10 protein-coding genes are annotated in these 13,180 nt (G+C 61.2%); 4 read left to right on the top strand and 6 right to left on the bottom strand.

Annotated features, from left to right (window positions below; translation table 11 throughout):
* Positions 1-8: 8 nt before the first annotated feature.
* Positions 9-2,519, bottom strand: coding sequence for an ATP-dependent helicase HrpB (gene hrpB, locus GIW69_RS12830; RefSeq protein WP_236483025.1), 2,511 nt, complete (start codon positions 2,517-2,519; stop codon positions 9-11).
* A 109-nt stretch (positions 2,520-2,628) separates the two neighbouring features.
* Here hrpB and pmcY point away from each other — a divergent pair, with 109 nt between their 5' ends.
* Positions 2,629-3,048, top strand: coding sequence for a periplasmic Zn2+ metallochaperone PmcY (gene pmcY, locus GIW69_RS12825; RefSeq protein ID WP_236483023.1), 420 nt, complete (start codon positions 2,629-2,631; stop codon positions 3,046-3,048).
* Between the two features lie 24 nt (positions 3,049-3,072).
* The gene (locus GIW69_RS12820; protein ID WP_236483022.1) at positions 3,073-3,978 is read left to right on the top strand and encodes a cation diffusion facilitator family transporter; all 906 of its coding nucleotides are present in this window, start codon (positions 3,073-3,075) and stop codon (positions 3,976-3,978) included.
* A gap of 23 nt (positions 3,979-4,001) precedes the next feature.
* Here the strand turns inward: GIW69_RS12820 and GIW69_RS12815 are convergent, their stop codons facing one another.
* Entirely contained in the window at positions 4,002-5,066 is a 1,065-nt protein-coding gene (locus tag GIW69_RS12815) for a DUF6515 family protein (protein ID WP_236483020.1), read from the bottom strand.
* Between the two features lie 448 nt (positions 5,067-5,514).
* Here GIW69_RS12815 and GIW69_RS12810 point away from each other — a divergent pair, with 448 nt between their 5' ends.
* Positions 5,515-5,994 (top strand): Lrp/AsnC family transcriptional regulator, encoded by a 480-nt coding sequence (locus tag GIW69_RS12810; protein ID WP_007909658.1) that lies wholly within the window; start codon positions 5,515-5,517, stop codon positions 5,992-5,994.
* A gap of 212 nt (positions 5,995-6,206) precedes the next feature.
* On the top strand, positions 6,207-6,416 hold the full coding sequence (locus GIW69_RS12805; RefSeq protein WP_236483018.1) for a DUF2788 domain-containing protein: 210 nt from the start codon (positions 6,207-6,209) through the stop codon (positions 6,414-6,416).
* Here GIW69_RS12805 and GIW69_RS12800 read toward each other — a convergent pair.
* From GIW69_RS12800 to GIW69_RS12785, 4 genes are all read right to left on the bottom strand, one after another.
* Complete coding sequence (locus GIW69_RS12800) at positions 6,411-7,046, bottom strand: pseudouridine synthase (protein WP_236483016.1); 636 nt, start codon at positions 7,044-7,046, stop codon at positions 6,411-6,413. The genes GIW69_RS12805 and GIW69_RS12800 overlap by 6 nt on opposite strands.
* A gap of 72 nt (positions 7,047-7,118) precedes the next feature.
* Entirely contained in the window at positions 7,119-8,618 is a 1,500-nt protein-coding gene (gene amn / locus GIW69_RS12795; RefSeq protein ID WP_236483014.1) for an AMP nucleosidase, read from the bottom strand.
* Positions 8,619-8,704: 86 nt separating this feature from the next.
* Positions 8,705-10,354, bottom strand: coding sequence for an acyl-CoA dehydrogenase family protein (locus GIW69_RS12790; RefSeq protein WP_236483012.1), 1,650 nt, complete (start codon positions 10,352-10,354; stop codon positions 8,705-8,707).
* A 72-nt stretch (positions 10,355-10,426) separates the two neighbouring features.
* The gene (locus GIW69_RS12785; RefSeq protein WP_236483010.1) at positions 10,427-12,805 is read right to left on the bottom strand and encodes a hybrid sensor histidine kinase/response regulator; all 2,379 of its coding nucleotides are present in this window, start codon (positions 12,803-12,805) and stop codon (positions 10,427-10,429) included.
* Positions 12,806-13,180: the final 375 nt, after the last annotated feature.

The following is a 13,180-nucleotide window of genomic DNA, read 5'->3' as shown; positions in this document are numbered from 1 at the left end:
AAAGATCTTCAGCTCTTACGCGGTTTGATCCGGGCGGTGGCCTCGGCCACCAGCGGATCATCCGGCCAGTAATGTTTCGGATAGCGCCCTTTCAAATCCTTCTTCACCTCGGCATACGTGCTGCGCCAGAAGTTCGCCAAATCCTGGGTCACCTGCACCGGTCGCCGCGCCGGCGACAGCAGATGCAACTTGACCACCTGCCGTCCGCCGGCAATCCGGGGTGTTTCGGCCAAACCAAACAATTCCTGCAAACGCACCGCAAGAATCGGCGGGTACTCGCTGTAGTCCAGGCGAATCGATGACCCGGACGGCACGCTCAGATGATGCGGCGCCAGTTCATCGAGCTTCGTCGGCAACGGCCAGGGCAGCAGGTTGCGGACGATGCTCGACAAGTCCAGGTTGGCGAAGTGGCTCAAGCGCGAGACTTTACCGAGATACGGCATCAGCCAGTGTTCAAGGTTTTTCAATAACGCGGCGTCACTGACATCCGGCCATTCACTGTCGCCCTGATCGAGTTGCCGCAGCAACGCCACCCGCGCCTGCCACTGACGCAGTTCCGGCGTCCACGGCAACAGTTCCAGACCCTTGCGTCGCACCAGATTGACCAACGCCTGACTGCGCGCGGTTTCATCGAGGCCGGTCAGCGGTTCGCGGCTGAGCACCAGTTCGCCGACCTTGCGCTGGCGTTCGGCACGCAGCACGCCTTCGCGTTCGTCCCAGTCCAGTTGATCGACGCAATGCACTTGCTCGGCCAGCACCGAATCGAACAACGCCGGATCGAAATCCGCCGCGAGGTAAATCCGCTCTTCGCGCTGGCCCTGACGACTGCCGAGATCGGCGATGACCAGCCATGGTTGTTTCATCAGGCTGTCGGCCTCGGCGAACAGCGCGGCGCGACCGTTGGCGAGTCGATACTCGGCGCCACCGGCACGCCGTTGCTGGGCGACGCGATCCGGATAGGCCAGCGCCAGCAAGGCACCGAGCCAGCGCGGATGATCGGGATCCGCCACCGCCTCGCTCGGTTTGCCCCTCAGGTAGCCGCGATATTGCCGCGCCAGTTGTCGCGCACGCTGCACGCCACCCTGAGCACCGCGCCCGGCCCGCTCTTCGCCGGACAACAACACCAGACGACTGTGCAGATCCGCGCCGGCACCACGCAAAATGTCGCGTTCGCCGAGTAACGCGGCCACATCGCACGCCATCGTCGCCAACCCCAACGCCTGGCCACGCAGCAACAAATGAGCGATGCGAGGATGGGCCGGCAGTTCGGCCATCGCTTGACCGTGACGGTTCAGGGTTTCACCGTCCATCGCGCCGAGCCGCGCCAATAGATCCTGCGCCTGTGCGTAGGCCGCTGCGGGCGGCACGTCGAGCCAGACCAATTGATCAGGCGTCACGCCCCAACGGCCGAGTTGCAGAGCCAGTCCGGCAAGATCCGCCGAGAGAATTTCCGCGCTGCCGTAAGCGGCGAGTTGTTCGTGCTGATCCTGCGACCACAGCCGATAACACACGCCTGGTTCCAGACGTCCGGCCCGACCGGCGCGTTGGGTGGCGCTGGCCCTGGAGATGCGTTGAGTATCGAGGCGAGTCATGCCGCTGCCCGGATCGAAACGCGGCACCCGCGCCAGCCCGGCGTCGATCACCACGCGCACGCCATTGATGGTCAGACTGGTTTCGGCAATGTTGGTGGCCAGCACGACTTTGCGCTTGCCCGGCGGTGCAGGATCGATCGCGGCGCGCTGTGCATTCAGATCCAGCTCACCGTGCAACGGACACAACAGCACATCGCTGCGCTCGCCCAAGGCGTCGGCGACCTGTTGATGGACGCGGCGGATTTCGGCTTGCCCCGGCAGGAACACCAATAGACTGCCGGTTTCATCATTGAGCGCTTCGAGCACGGTTTGCGTTACGCGCTGGTCGATGTATTCGCCGGGCTGAAACGGTCGCCCCCAGCGCATCGTCACCGGGAACATCCGGCCTTCGCTGCGCAGGATCGGCGCGTCATTCAGCCGTTCGGCCAGGCGCTCGCCTTCGAGGGTGGCGGACATCAGCAAAATCTTCAGCGGCTGTTCATCACGGAACAGCTCGCGCCCGTTCAGACTGAGCGCCAGCGCCAGGTCGGCGTCGAGACTGCGCTCGTGGAACTCATCGAAGATCAGCAGCCCCACGCCTTCCAGCGCCGGGTCATCCTGCAAGCGCCGGGTGAGAATGCCCTCGGTGACCACTTCGATGCGGGTGTCGGGGCCGACCTTGCTGTCGAGGCGAATGCGATAGCCGACGGTTTCACCGACCTTCTCGCCCAACTCGCTGGCCAGCCGTTCGGCGGCGGCACGGGCGGCGAGACGGCGCGGTTCGAGCATGAGAATGGTCTGCCCGGCCAGCCAGGCTTCGTCGAGCAAGGCCAGTGGCACGCGGGTGGTTTTACCGGCACCGGGCGGCGCTTCGAGCACGGCTTCGTGGCGTGTCGCCAACGCTGCACGCAGGGCGGGTAAAACTTCATCGATTGGCAGAGAGATCATGCTGGCTCCAAAACAGATCGCCGAGTATAACGGCGAACTGCCGAGCGTTCGTCAGGGTCTTAACTTCACACGACGACGCTTCGTTTTCAGATGACTCAGGAGATTCACCATGCGCATTCCCTTTCGCCTGATTGGCGGTGTACTGGTCGCCACCCTGCTCACTCAAGTGACCGCGTGCGGCTCGATTTTCTACCCGGATCGCCGTGGCCAGATCGACGGCAAGATCGACCCGGCCATCGCCGTGCTCGACGCCGTGGGCTTGCTGTTCTATATCGTTCCAGGCCTGATTGCGTTTGCCGTGGACTTCGCCACCGGCGCCATCTATTTCGAACCGGGCCACACCGCGCAGGTTGATCCGGCCAAGCTCAAGCAAGCCATTGGCCCGGATGGCCAGGTCGATAACCTGAAATTGCAGGCAATTCTGGAAAAAGAGCTTGGCCGTGATCTGCCGCTGGACGATCCGCGCCTGATCCAGCACAAGGGCAGCACTCAACAACTGGCCATGTTCGGCCTGCAACCGGCCGCTTAATTGCAAGAAGGAACTCGCCCCGCCATGACTGCAAGCACCGAACACGCCCGCCTCCTGCGGCTGGCAACCCGCGCCTCGGTGGCGGTGGCCTGCACGCTGATCGTCGCCAAAGCCATCGCGTGGTGGCTGAGCGGTTCGGTGAGCATGCTCGCCGGCCTCACCGACTCGGCCCTTGATGGCGTCACCTCGATGCTCAATCTGCTGGCGGTGCATTACGCCCTGCGCCCGGCCGATGACGATCATCGTTACGGACACGGCAAGGCTGAATCACTGGCCGGCATGGCTCAGGCGTTGTTCATCGGCGGCAGTGCGGTGCTGATTGCCTTTCAAGCGTTCGAGCGTTTGAAAGATCCGCAGCCCCTCGGCGCGCCGTGGATCAGCATTGGCGTGATCGTGTTTTCCCTGTTACTGACCTTGGCGCTACTGATGCTGCAGCACAAAGTCATCAAACAGACCGGCTCAAATGCCGTGCGCGCGGACTCGCTGCATTACCGGTCGGACATGCTGCTCAACGGCAGTATTTTGATTGCGCTGGTGCTGGCCGGATTCGGCTTCCATCAACTGGATGCGTGGTTCGGCCTGGCAATCGCCGTGTACATTTTCTGGAGCGCCATCCAGATTGCCCGGGAAAGTTTTGCCGTGCTGATGGACGAAGAACTGCCGCCGGACGTCAGCCAGCACATGCTCGAACTGGCTTGCGCCGTACCGGGCGTGCTCGGCGCACATGATCTGCGCACACGGATCTCGGGCAATCACTGGTTCGTGCAATTGCATCTGGAACTGCCGGGCGATCTGACGCTTTCCGTCGCCCACGGCATCAGCGATCAGGCCGCCGCCGCCATTCACGCCGCCTACCCACGAGCCGAAGTGCTCGTACACGCAGATCCTGTAACGACAGCTATGAGTGGCAAGCTGCAAGCTTCAAGCTAAAAGCTTGCAGCTCATGGCTGCTGTTATTCGACTCTATAACCGCGACTGGCCAGGCAATTGCCTTGGGCCTGACGATACGCCTGCACCACTTCGGGCGCCGGTTGGTACGTCGCGGTGCGCGGGTTGAAGCCGCTTTGCTGGACGGCGTATTGATAGCACTCGTAACCGTCACGCTCGACCTGCTCCGGCGACTGGCCGTTGGCCGGGTAGGCAACCACGTCGTAGCCGTTGCTGGCCGGTTGCTGTGGCTGCTCGACCGGTGGCTCGACGACCACGTAATCCTGAGTCGATTCCTGATAGGCGTAATAGGATCCGGCGGCGAGGAACAGCAGCGAGCCGCCGATCCACACTTCCCGTGAATAATCCGGCAGGTATTGCACGCGGATGCCTCGTGGCGGTTGCACCACGACATAGCGCGGGCCTTGCGGGCGATACCAGTAGCCACCGGAGAAGTAGTAATCCTGGCCGCGATACGGCACGCGGTAGTCGCGATCCGGGAAACGGTCAATCACATGACCCGGGCGATATTGCGGCCCGGGGCCCCAACCATTGCCGTGTCCGTCGGGGCGCCCGGGCCAACGGTTGTCATTGGGCCGGTTGTTGTAGCCGGGACGGGTGCCGGTCTGCCATTGCTGGTTGTTATAGCCGTTCTGCGGACGCTCGTCGCGATAGTAGCCCTGGCGCGGTTGCTGGGTCTGGCGCACGGCGTCGGGGCGTGGGGAAATCGGCAGGTCATTGGCCGGCAACTGCGGCGGTGGCGGCGGCGAGCGCACCGGGCTGTTATCCAACGCCGGGCGTGGCTGGTTCTGCTTGTGCGGCTGATTCTGCCACTGGCCGTTGTTGTGCTGTTGGCCGTTGGGTTGCTGACCGTTGTGCTCGAACTGGCGGCTGTTATCGCCCCGGATGATTGGGTTGTCCTGCGGGCGCGGCTGATTATTACCGCCATGGCCCTGATGATTGCCCTGATGATCCGGCCCGCGCCCGCCACCATTGGGGCTGCGGTTCTCGGGATCGTCGGCCAGTGCTTGCGCACTGATGCCCACACACAGCAAACCAACACCGGCCAGACGCCAGATGCGCGACTTCATGCTCTTCCTCACTGCGGATTAGGCTTGTAGCTAAGACCGGAAATCTGCTCACCGGGTTCTGCACAGGTTATCAGTCGCGCCACCTATTTATTGAGGGCGCTTTTGTTCCCGGTATAAAAAACGCGCGCAAGAAAAAAGGGAGACCCGTCGGCCTCCCTTCTAGAAAACTGCGTCCTGGCTCGACGCTTTTGACGTCGGCTCACCTCACGCCGTCTTGTGGACAGTGTGCAGCTCGGGGGCCGGCACGTCCCCGGTGGGGGCGGCGGCCGCGGCGGGCCTGATTGGGCGGGCCGCAGTGGACTGTGTTACCGAGCAGTGATTCTGGTGATGATAATAGGCCCGTGGCTGCGACAGAGGATTGCGAAGATTGCTGAAATAAACACCACTTGCGCAATTTTTAACCCTGGATAGATAATCCGCCGCAATAGATACAACAAAGGCCTGATTCATGAGCAAGCTTGACCGTTATGACCTGAGCATTTTGGCGGAATTGCAACGCGACGCCCGCATCTCCAACCAGGAACTGGCCGAACGCATCGGCCTGTCGCCCTCCCCCTGTTCGCGCCGGGTCAAGCAACTTGAAGATGACGGCTACATTTCGCGGCAGGTTGCGCTGCTGGATCGCAAGATGCTCGGTTTGAGTCTCACGGCTTATGTGTTGATCGGCATGGATCGGCATACCCCGGAGCGTTTCGAGAACTTTGAGGCGGCGATTCGGACGCTGCCGCAGGTGTTGGAGTGCAGCCTGGTGACGGGCGTGGATGCTGATTACCAGTTGAAAGTGGTGGTGCCGGACATGGATCACTACCAGAAATTGCTGCTCGGGCATTTGACCCGGATTGAAGGCGTCACCAGCGTGCGCTCGAGTTTTGTGTTGAATCAGGTGCTCAACAGTACTGAATTGCCGCTGACTCATTTGCGCAGCTGACCAGCTAAATCCTTGATGACTGATCGTTCCCACGCTCCGCGTGGGAATGCATCCTGTGACGCTCTGCGTCACGATTTACAGCACTGTTTCTGTAGGCACTGCCGAAGGGGGCCGTGCCGAGCATAGAGCGACGCAGGTCAATGTGCCGCCGCCAGCCGCTGGCGTATACTCGCCGGCCTTCTATTCAGTCCCGACCGAGCCGGAGATACCCGATGGATCCTGCTGTATTTGAAGAGTGGATGATGACTGGCCTGGTCAGCATCCTGATCATTTTCATGGGTTTCATCGTCTGGGATCTGGCGAAGAAGTCCAAGGCCGGGCGTTTCGGCTCGTTCATTCTGTTCTTCGTACTGGGTCTGGGGATCGCGGCGTTCATCATCAAAAGCGTGGTGATCGGCCTGATCGAATCCGGTGCTTTATAAGCGCGCCGGCACTTCCTTCCACTGGCCCTGATCCAGCCCTTCGATGGTCCATTCGCCAATCCTGACCCGCACTAGCCGCAACGTCGGCAGCCCGACCGCAGCGGTCATGCGTCGTACCTGACGATTGCGCCCTTCGCGAATCACCAACTCCAGCCAACTCGTCGGCACGCTTTTGCGAAAGCGAACCGGCGGGGTACGCGGCCAGAGTTCCGGTTCGTCCAGTTGCCGGGCCTCGGCGGGCAAGGTCATGCCGTCATTCAGTTCGACGCCATCGCGCAAGCGCTGCAATTGCTCCGCGCTCGGCTCGCCTTCGACCTGCACCCAATAGGTCTTGGCCAGTTTGTGCTTCGGATCAGCGATCCTTGCCTGTAACTGGCCATCGTTGGTCAGCAGCAGCAAACCTTCGCTGTCGCGATCCAGTCGGCCGGCCGGGTAAATCCCGGGGATGTCGATATAGTCCTTGAGCGTCGCCCGCCCTTCACCGTCGCTGAATTGCGTCAGCACATCGAACGGCTTGTTGAACAGGATCAGTTTTGGCTCCGCCGGCGGCGCCTTGGCGACACGGCGCGGGGCAGCGGACGGAGGTTTCGTGGCGGGGCGGCGGGAAGCTGGACGCGAGGGACGGGACATAAGCAAGAGAACATCTAACGGTCAGGGCTGACAATGCTAGTGCCCCGACCGCCAAATGACCACGACAAACCGTTAGCGGAACGGCGGTTCGTCGAAGCTGCGCAGTTTGCGCGAGTGCAGCGAGTTGAGTTCGGTGCGCAGCAGATCCACCGCTTCGATGCCGATCTTCAGATGTTGGCTGACTGCACGCTCATAGAAGGCGTTGGCCGAGCCCGGCAGCTTGATTTCGCTGTGCAGGGGTTTGTCCGAGACGCAGAGCAACGTGCCATACGGCACCCGCAAGCGATAACCCTGGGCGGCGATGGTGCCGCTTTCCATGTCTACCGCCACCGCGCGGGACAGGTTGATCAGCGGTCGTTCCTGCGCCCAGCGCAGTTCCCAGTTACGGTCGTCGTAGGTCAACACGGTGCCGGTGCGCAGGCGTTTCTTCAGGTCATCGCCCTGATCGCCGGTGACGTTCGCCGCCGCTTGCTGAAGCGCAAGCTGCACTTCGGCCAGCGCCGGGATCGGAATGTTCGGCGGCACGACGCGATCGAGAATCCCGTCGCGTCGCATGTACGCGTGAGCCAGCACGTAGTCGCCGATGGTCTGCGACTGACGCAAGCCACCGCAGTGGCCGATCATCAGCCAGCAATGCGGACGCAGCACAGCCAGGTGGTCGGTGATGTTCTTGGCGTTGGATGGGCCTACACCAATATTGACCAGCGTCACGCCGTGACCATCGCTGGCGATCAGGTGATAGGCCGGCATTTGATAACGGTGCCAGACCACGCCAGCGGCAATCGCCGAGGCTTCGCCGTGATCCATGCTCTTTTCGATGATTACATTGCCCGGCAACACCATGCGCACGAAACGCGGATCGCTGCGCAACTGCTCCAGCCCATGGACGATGAACTGGTCGACATAACGGTGGTAGTTGGTCAGCAGAATCCACGGCTGCACATGGCGCCAGTCGCTGCCGGTGTAATGCACCAGTCGCCGCAGGGAGAAATCGACCCGCGCGGCATCGAACAACGCCAGCGGAAGTGGATCGGTGTTTTCCCAGTCGTAGAGACCATCGGCGATGCCATCGGTGGCGGCGGACAGGTCGGTGCTTGGGAACACCCGCGCCAGCACGGCGGCGGTCACGCCGGAGCCGGCCAGTTCATCGCCCTGCTCGACCACATATGGATACGGAATGTTCTGCTGGCTGACGCCGACTTCCACCGTGACAGTGAAGTCGTGCATCAACGGCGTCAGCTGTTCGAGCAAATATTTGCGGAAGGCTTTCGGGTGAGTGACGGTGACGCTGTACGTGCCTGGCAGTTGCACCTTGGCGTAAGCGCGGGTGGTCTGCGGGACTTCGCCCTGGCAATGGTAGGTCAGACGCAACTCGGGATAACGAAACTGGGCACGCTGCTCCGCGTCCGGCTCGACGCGATCCTTGAGGTAGCGCTTGAGCGCCTGGTTCAGCGCCGTGGTGGCCTGTTCATGCAGCTCGGCCAGACGATCCACAGCTTGTTCGGCGGTTTGAACAACGATAAACGCTTCGGTCACGATCAGCTTCCTGTGTTCTGACTTGCAGGGCTTCATCTTGCCTGCATCGTGGCGTGACGGGAACAGTGGCGTTGTGGGTGCACACAAATCTTTCAGACAACTCGAATCCCCGTGGGCTGGGGTCAAAAACCCTGTGGGGTTGAGCGGGCGACGATGGCTTCGATGTCCAGCCCACGCGGCAATGCGCCGTAGACTCGACCGTTACCGGCCAGACGACTGGCAATAAACCCGTCGCTGACCGCCGAGTTACCTGCCTCCAGCAACAGCTTGGCCTGCAAGCCCAGAGCAATGTCTTCAGTCAGTTGCCGCGCGCGGTATTGAATGTCGCTCGTGTCCTTGAAGGCCGCCTGCAATTGCTGAATGTGCGCGGCCAGTCGTTTGTCGCCATGGCCATCGCCCAGTTCGGCGAACAACACATCGAGCACGCCCGGCTCTTTCGACAAGGCGCGCAACACGTCGAGGCATTGCACATTACCGGAACCTTCCCATGTCGAATTCACCGGCGCCTCACGATAAAGACGCGGCAGGATGCTGTCTTCGACATAACCGGCGCCCCCCATGCATTCAGCCGCTTCGTTGATCATTCCCGGTGCGCGCTTGCAGATCCAGTATTTGCCCACCGCCGTCACCAGCCTCGCGAACTGCGCTTCGTGGCGATCATTCAGATGATCCAGCGCCTTGCCCATGCGCAAACTCAAGGCCAGCGCTGCTTCGCTCTCCAACGCCAGATCCGCCAGTACGTTTTGCATCAGCGGCTGCTCGCCAAGCAGCTTGCCGCCGACCTTGCGATGGGCGCAGTGATGGCTGGCCTGAGTCAGCGCCTGGCGCATCAGCGAACTGGAACCGACCATGCAATCGAAGCGGGTCATGGCGACCATTTCGATGATAGTCGGCACGCCGCGCCCTTCTTCGCCGACCATCCACGCCAGCGCACCGCGAAATTCCACTTCGCTGGACGCATTGGATTGATTGCCGAGTTTGTTTTTCAGACGCTGGATGTAGAACTGATTGCGCGTGTCGTCCGGGCGATGGCGCGGCAACAGGAAGCAGGTCAAACCCTTGTCGGTCTGCGCCAGGGTGAGAAAGGCATCGCACATCGGCGCCGAGCAAAACCATTTATGCCCGACCAGTTCATAGGCCTGGCCCGGGCCGCCGGCGCCGACCGGATACGCCTTGGTGGTATTGGCGCGCACGTCCGTGCCGCCCTGTTTTTCGGTCATCGCCATGCCGATGGTCACGCCGGCCTTGTGCGCCATGCCGACATTGCGCGGGTCGTATTCGGTGGCAAGGATTTTCGGCAGCCACGCTTCGGCCAGGTTCGGTTGCAGGCGCAGGGCCGGCACGCTGGCGAAGGTCATGGTCAATGGACACCCGCTACCCGCCTCGGCCTGGCTGTGCAAATAAGTCATCGAGGCGCGAGCGACATGGGCGCCGTCCTGCGGATGAGCCCACGGCAGCGACGTCAAGCCGTGTTCGACGGCGGTGCGCATCAGCTCGTGATACGCCGGGTGAAACTCCACCAGATCGATGCGATGGCCGTAACGGTCGTGACTGGCGAACACCGGTTTGTTTTGATTGGCGAGAAACCCGGCTTCCATCAGCGGTCCGCCGGCCAGCGCGCCGTAAGCATCGATCCGCGACTCGGCCCACCCGGCGCCGAATCGCCGCGACCATTCCTGCAGCGGCACATCGATGCGATACAGGTTGGTGCCGTCCAGCGACGGCGGCTGATTGGTGACTTCGTGGGTTTCGGCAAATTGATGCAGGTTCATGACAGGGCTCCTCGATCGGCCAGGGAGTCAGTTAAGCACCGCCGCCCAGGCCAATCAAAGTGTCATATGCGCCTAATTGGCGGCGCTTTCGCCCTGTGTAAATCCAAGAACCCGTCGCAGCAGCATCGTCTGCAAATCTTCGAACTTCACCGGTTTATTCAAATAATCGATTAATGCACCGGTCGCGCCGTACTCCCGCTCCGCACTCGGCACAAGCATGAGCACCGGCAAATCAGCGCAGCCCGGGAGATCACGAATCTGGCAGCCCAGCGATGCGCCGTCCAGTCCAGGCAAGTGGCAATCGATCAGAACGGCGTCGTAGGTTTCGCGCTGCAAGCAACCGATGGCCGCCGCACCACTGTCGACGCTGCGCACGCGGAAGCCGAGCTTGAGCAACATGCCGCGCAGCACCAGTTGGTTGACGCTATTGTCATCGACCAACAGGACGGTGCAATCCTGCGGCTCGCGCATACTTGTGCGGGCATTCGCCGCCGTCGGCGCAGGTTCAACCACTGGCAATTCAAATTCGACATCCAGCTGAAAACGACTGCCACGGGCCGGCTCGGAGCGATGCGTGAGTTTGCCGCCGAGCAGTTCGACCAATTGGCGACAGATCGCCAGACCCACGCCCAGGCCGCCGTATTCACGGGTCATCGAACCGTCGAGCTGGAAGAAACGCTGATACATCGTCGCCTCCCCGAGGTCGGTGAAACCAATGCCGGTGTCGATCACCGCAAATGACAGCGCCATGCGATTGTCCCCGGCCGGTCTGCCGGTCACGCGCAAGGCGAGGCCTCCGACGCGGGTGAACTTGATCGCGTTATCCAGCAGGCACTCCAGGCATTGCGCAAGCTTCGCGCTGTCACCGTACAAGCGATCCGGCAGGGTCGGGAGCACGTCGACTTTGAAATCCAGCGACTTGCCGGCGGCGTTGCCGTCGAACTGCACGCGCAAGGCTTCGACCACTGCGCGCAGGCTGAACGGTCCCGGTGTCGCTGTTAGCTTGCCGGCCTGCAATTCGGTGAGGGTAAGAATGCCGTTAACCATGCGCATCATGTCCCGCGCGGATCCGGCGGCGGTCTGCTGGTATTGCTCCAGTTCCGGATCCATGTCCACGGTTTGCATCAACTCCAGCGAGCCGATCACACCATTCATCGGCGTGCGCAATTCGTGGGTCAGGGTCGCGAGAAATTCATCCTTGAGCTTGTTGCCGTGGGCCAGTTGCTGGTTGAGCACTTCGAGTTTCTGGCCCGCGTCATAGAGGATTTTCGCCTGCTGCTCGCGCATGGCATTGATGCGATCGGCCAACGCCAGGGACAACAGCGCCACTTCGATGGCCGAGCCGATCTGGCTGGCGTACATCGTCAGGAAGACGTTCGGCAGCAAACCCAGCACCATCAGCGTGTTGACGATGCCGCCGAGCAAAAACGCCGACCAGGCAATAATGAAGTACCGCGCCACGCGCAAGCCACGCCACCAGGCCAGAATGCCGGCCGCGTAAATCACGACCGTGAATGTCAGCGCCAGCGTCGTTGCCAGGCGCAAGGCCAGCGCATAACTGGCCATCAATGAAAGACCTGCCACCAATGCCCCGAAGGCAATCAACGCGATCAACAACCGGTCGAGCCAACGGCTGTGGTTTTTGGTCTGCAGAAAGCTGCGGGCAAACTGGCTGCCGAACAGGCCGGCGCAGCCAATGAAAAACGGCGTGGAAGCGTTCGCCCACCACGGGTTATTCGGCCAGAAGTATTCCACCGCCGCACCGTTCACCGACAATTGATAGAGGCCGAACGAGGCAATGTAAAAGATGTAATAGAGATAACTGGTGTCGCGCACGCTGAGGTAGATGAACAGGTTGTAGACCAGCATCCCCAGCAGCACGCCATAAATGATCCCCAGTACATAAAGGCGTACGGGTTGGTCTTCCAGATACGCAGTGCTCGACCAGAGCGTCACCGGCGCCTGAATCGACCCTTCGCTGGACAGTCGCAGAAAAGCGGTCTGCTGCTGATCGGGCTTGAAGGCCAGGTCAAACAGATAGTTGTTCTGACGAATCTCGCGACTGGCGAACGGCAAGGCATCGCCGGTCTGGCGCACCAGTCGATAAGCGCCACTGGCGTCGGGCAGGTAAAGGTCAAGGTGATCGAGCGGCGGATAGGCCAGCTCCAGCAACCAGGTGCGCTGGGCCGACGGATTGCTCGGGCGATAATGAAGATCGATCTTCAGCCAGAACGCCGATCGCGAATAGCCGGCATTCAACGTGGCGTTGGGATTGGTTTTGAAATTACCGGCCGCCGCTTGCGCGAGGACGTCGCCAATGGTCGCCTCACCGCTCGTGTCTTCGAACACTTGCAGGGAACGACCCAAGGGCAGGCTCTGAGTGAATTCGTCAAACTCGACGGCGCTTGCAAACAGGGGCAAGCAGAACAACAACATCAACAAATAGCGCATTGAAGCCCCAGCGTGGCCTGTCCGGTTGTGTCAGGAAGCCCCCCATTTCCCTTGAGTAGACATAAAACCGGTATTACCCGTTATTGGTTTGGATCCAGACTAGCATAGCCGTTGGTGGCCATTGAGCACCATTGAAAATTTTACTTTGAGGCCTCTAGAACGGGCGTTCCAGACAAGAGACACGCGCTAGAGCTGTTGGCTTGGTCAGAATTTGTCGCGACCGGCCATTAAAAGATCGCAGCCTGCGACAGCTCCTTGTATCTCGACTATCGCCCCTGACGGAGCGATAGTTCTCGACTGATCATCGAGGGAGGGATCTGGAAGCCGCGCAGCTCCTTAGGCTTTTTGCCTGCAATGTAGATGGTGCTCCATCCC

This window comes from Pseudomonas syringae (assembly GCF_021605415.1).
Lineage (GTDB): Bacteria > Pseudomonadota > Gammaproteobacteria > Pseudomonadales > Pseudomonadaceae > Aquipseudomonas > Aquipseudomonas syringae_S.
The sequence above is the reverse complement of the archived record's forward strand: the minus strand, read 5'-3'. Positions and strand labels throughout refer to the sequence as shown.

Excerpts from the sequence above, each read along its gene's own strand:
- hrpB (WP_236483025.1), bottom strand. The coding sequence starts at position 2,519 with ATGATCTCTCTGCCAATCGATGAAGTTTTACCCGCCCTGCGTGCAGCG.
- pmcY (WP_236483023.1), top strand. The coding sequence starts at position 2,629 with ATGCGCATTCCCTTTCGCCTGATTGGCGGTGTACTGGTCGCCACCCTG.
- GIW69_RS12820 (WP_236483022.1), top strand. The coding sequence starts at position 3,073 with ATGACTGCAAGCACCGAACACGCCCGCCTCCTGCGGCTGGCAACCCGC.
- GIW69_RS12815 (WP_236483020.1), bottom strand. The coding sequence starts at position 5,066 with ATGAAGTCGCGCATCTGGCGTCTGGCCGGTGTTGGTTTGCTGTGTGTG.
- GIW69_RS12810 (WP_007909658.1), top strand. The coding sequence starts at position 5,515 with ATGAGCAAGCTTGACCGTTATGACCTGAGCATTTTGGCGGAATTGCAA.
- GIW69_RS12805 (WP_236483018.1), top strand. The coding sequence starts at position 6,207 with ATGGATCCTGCTGTATTTGAAGAGTGGATGATGACTGGCCTGGTCAGC.
- GIW69_RS12800 (WP_236483016.1), bottom strand. The coding sequence starts at position 7,046 with ATGTCCCGTCCCTCGCGTCCAGCTTCCCGCCGCCCCGCCACGAAACCT.
- amn (WP_236483014.1), bottom strand. The coding sequence starts at position 8,618 with ATGAAGCCCTGCAAGTCAGAACACAGGAAGCTGATCGTGACCGAAGCG.
- GIW69_RS12790 (WP_236483012.1), bottom strand. The coding sequence starts at position 10,354 with ATGAACCTGCATCAATTTGCCGAAACCCACGAAGTCACCAATCAGCCG.
- GIW69_RS12785 (WP_236483010.1), bottom strand. The coding sequence starts at position 12,805 with ATGCGCTATTTGTTGATGTTGTTGTTCTGCTTGCCCCTGTTTGCAAGC.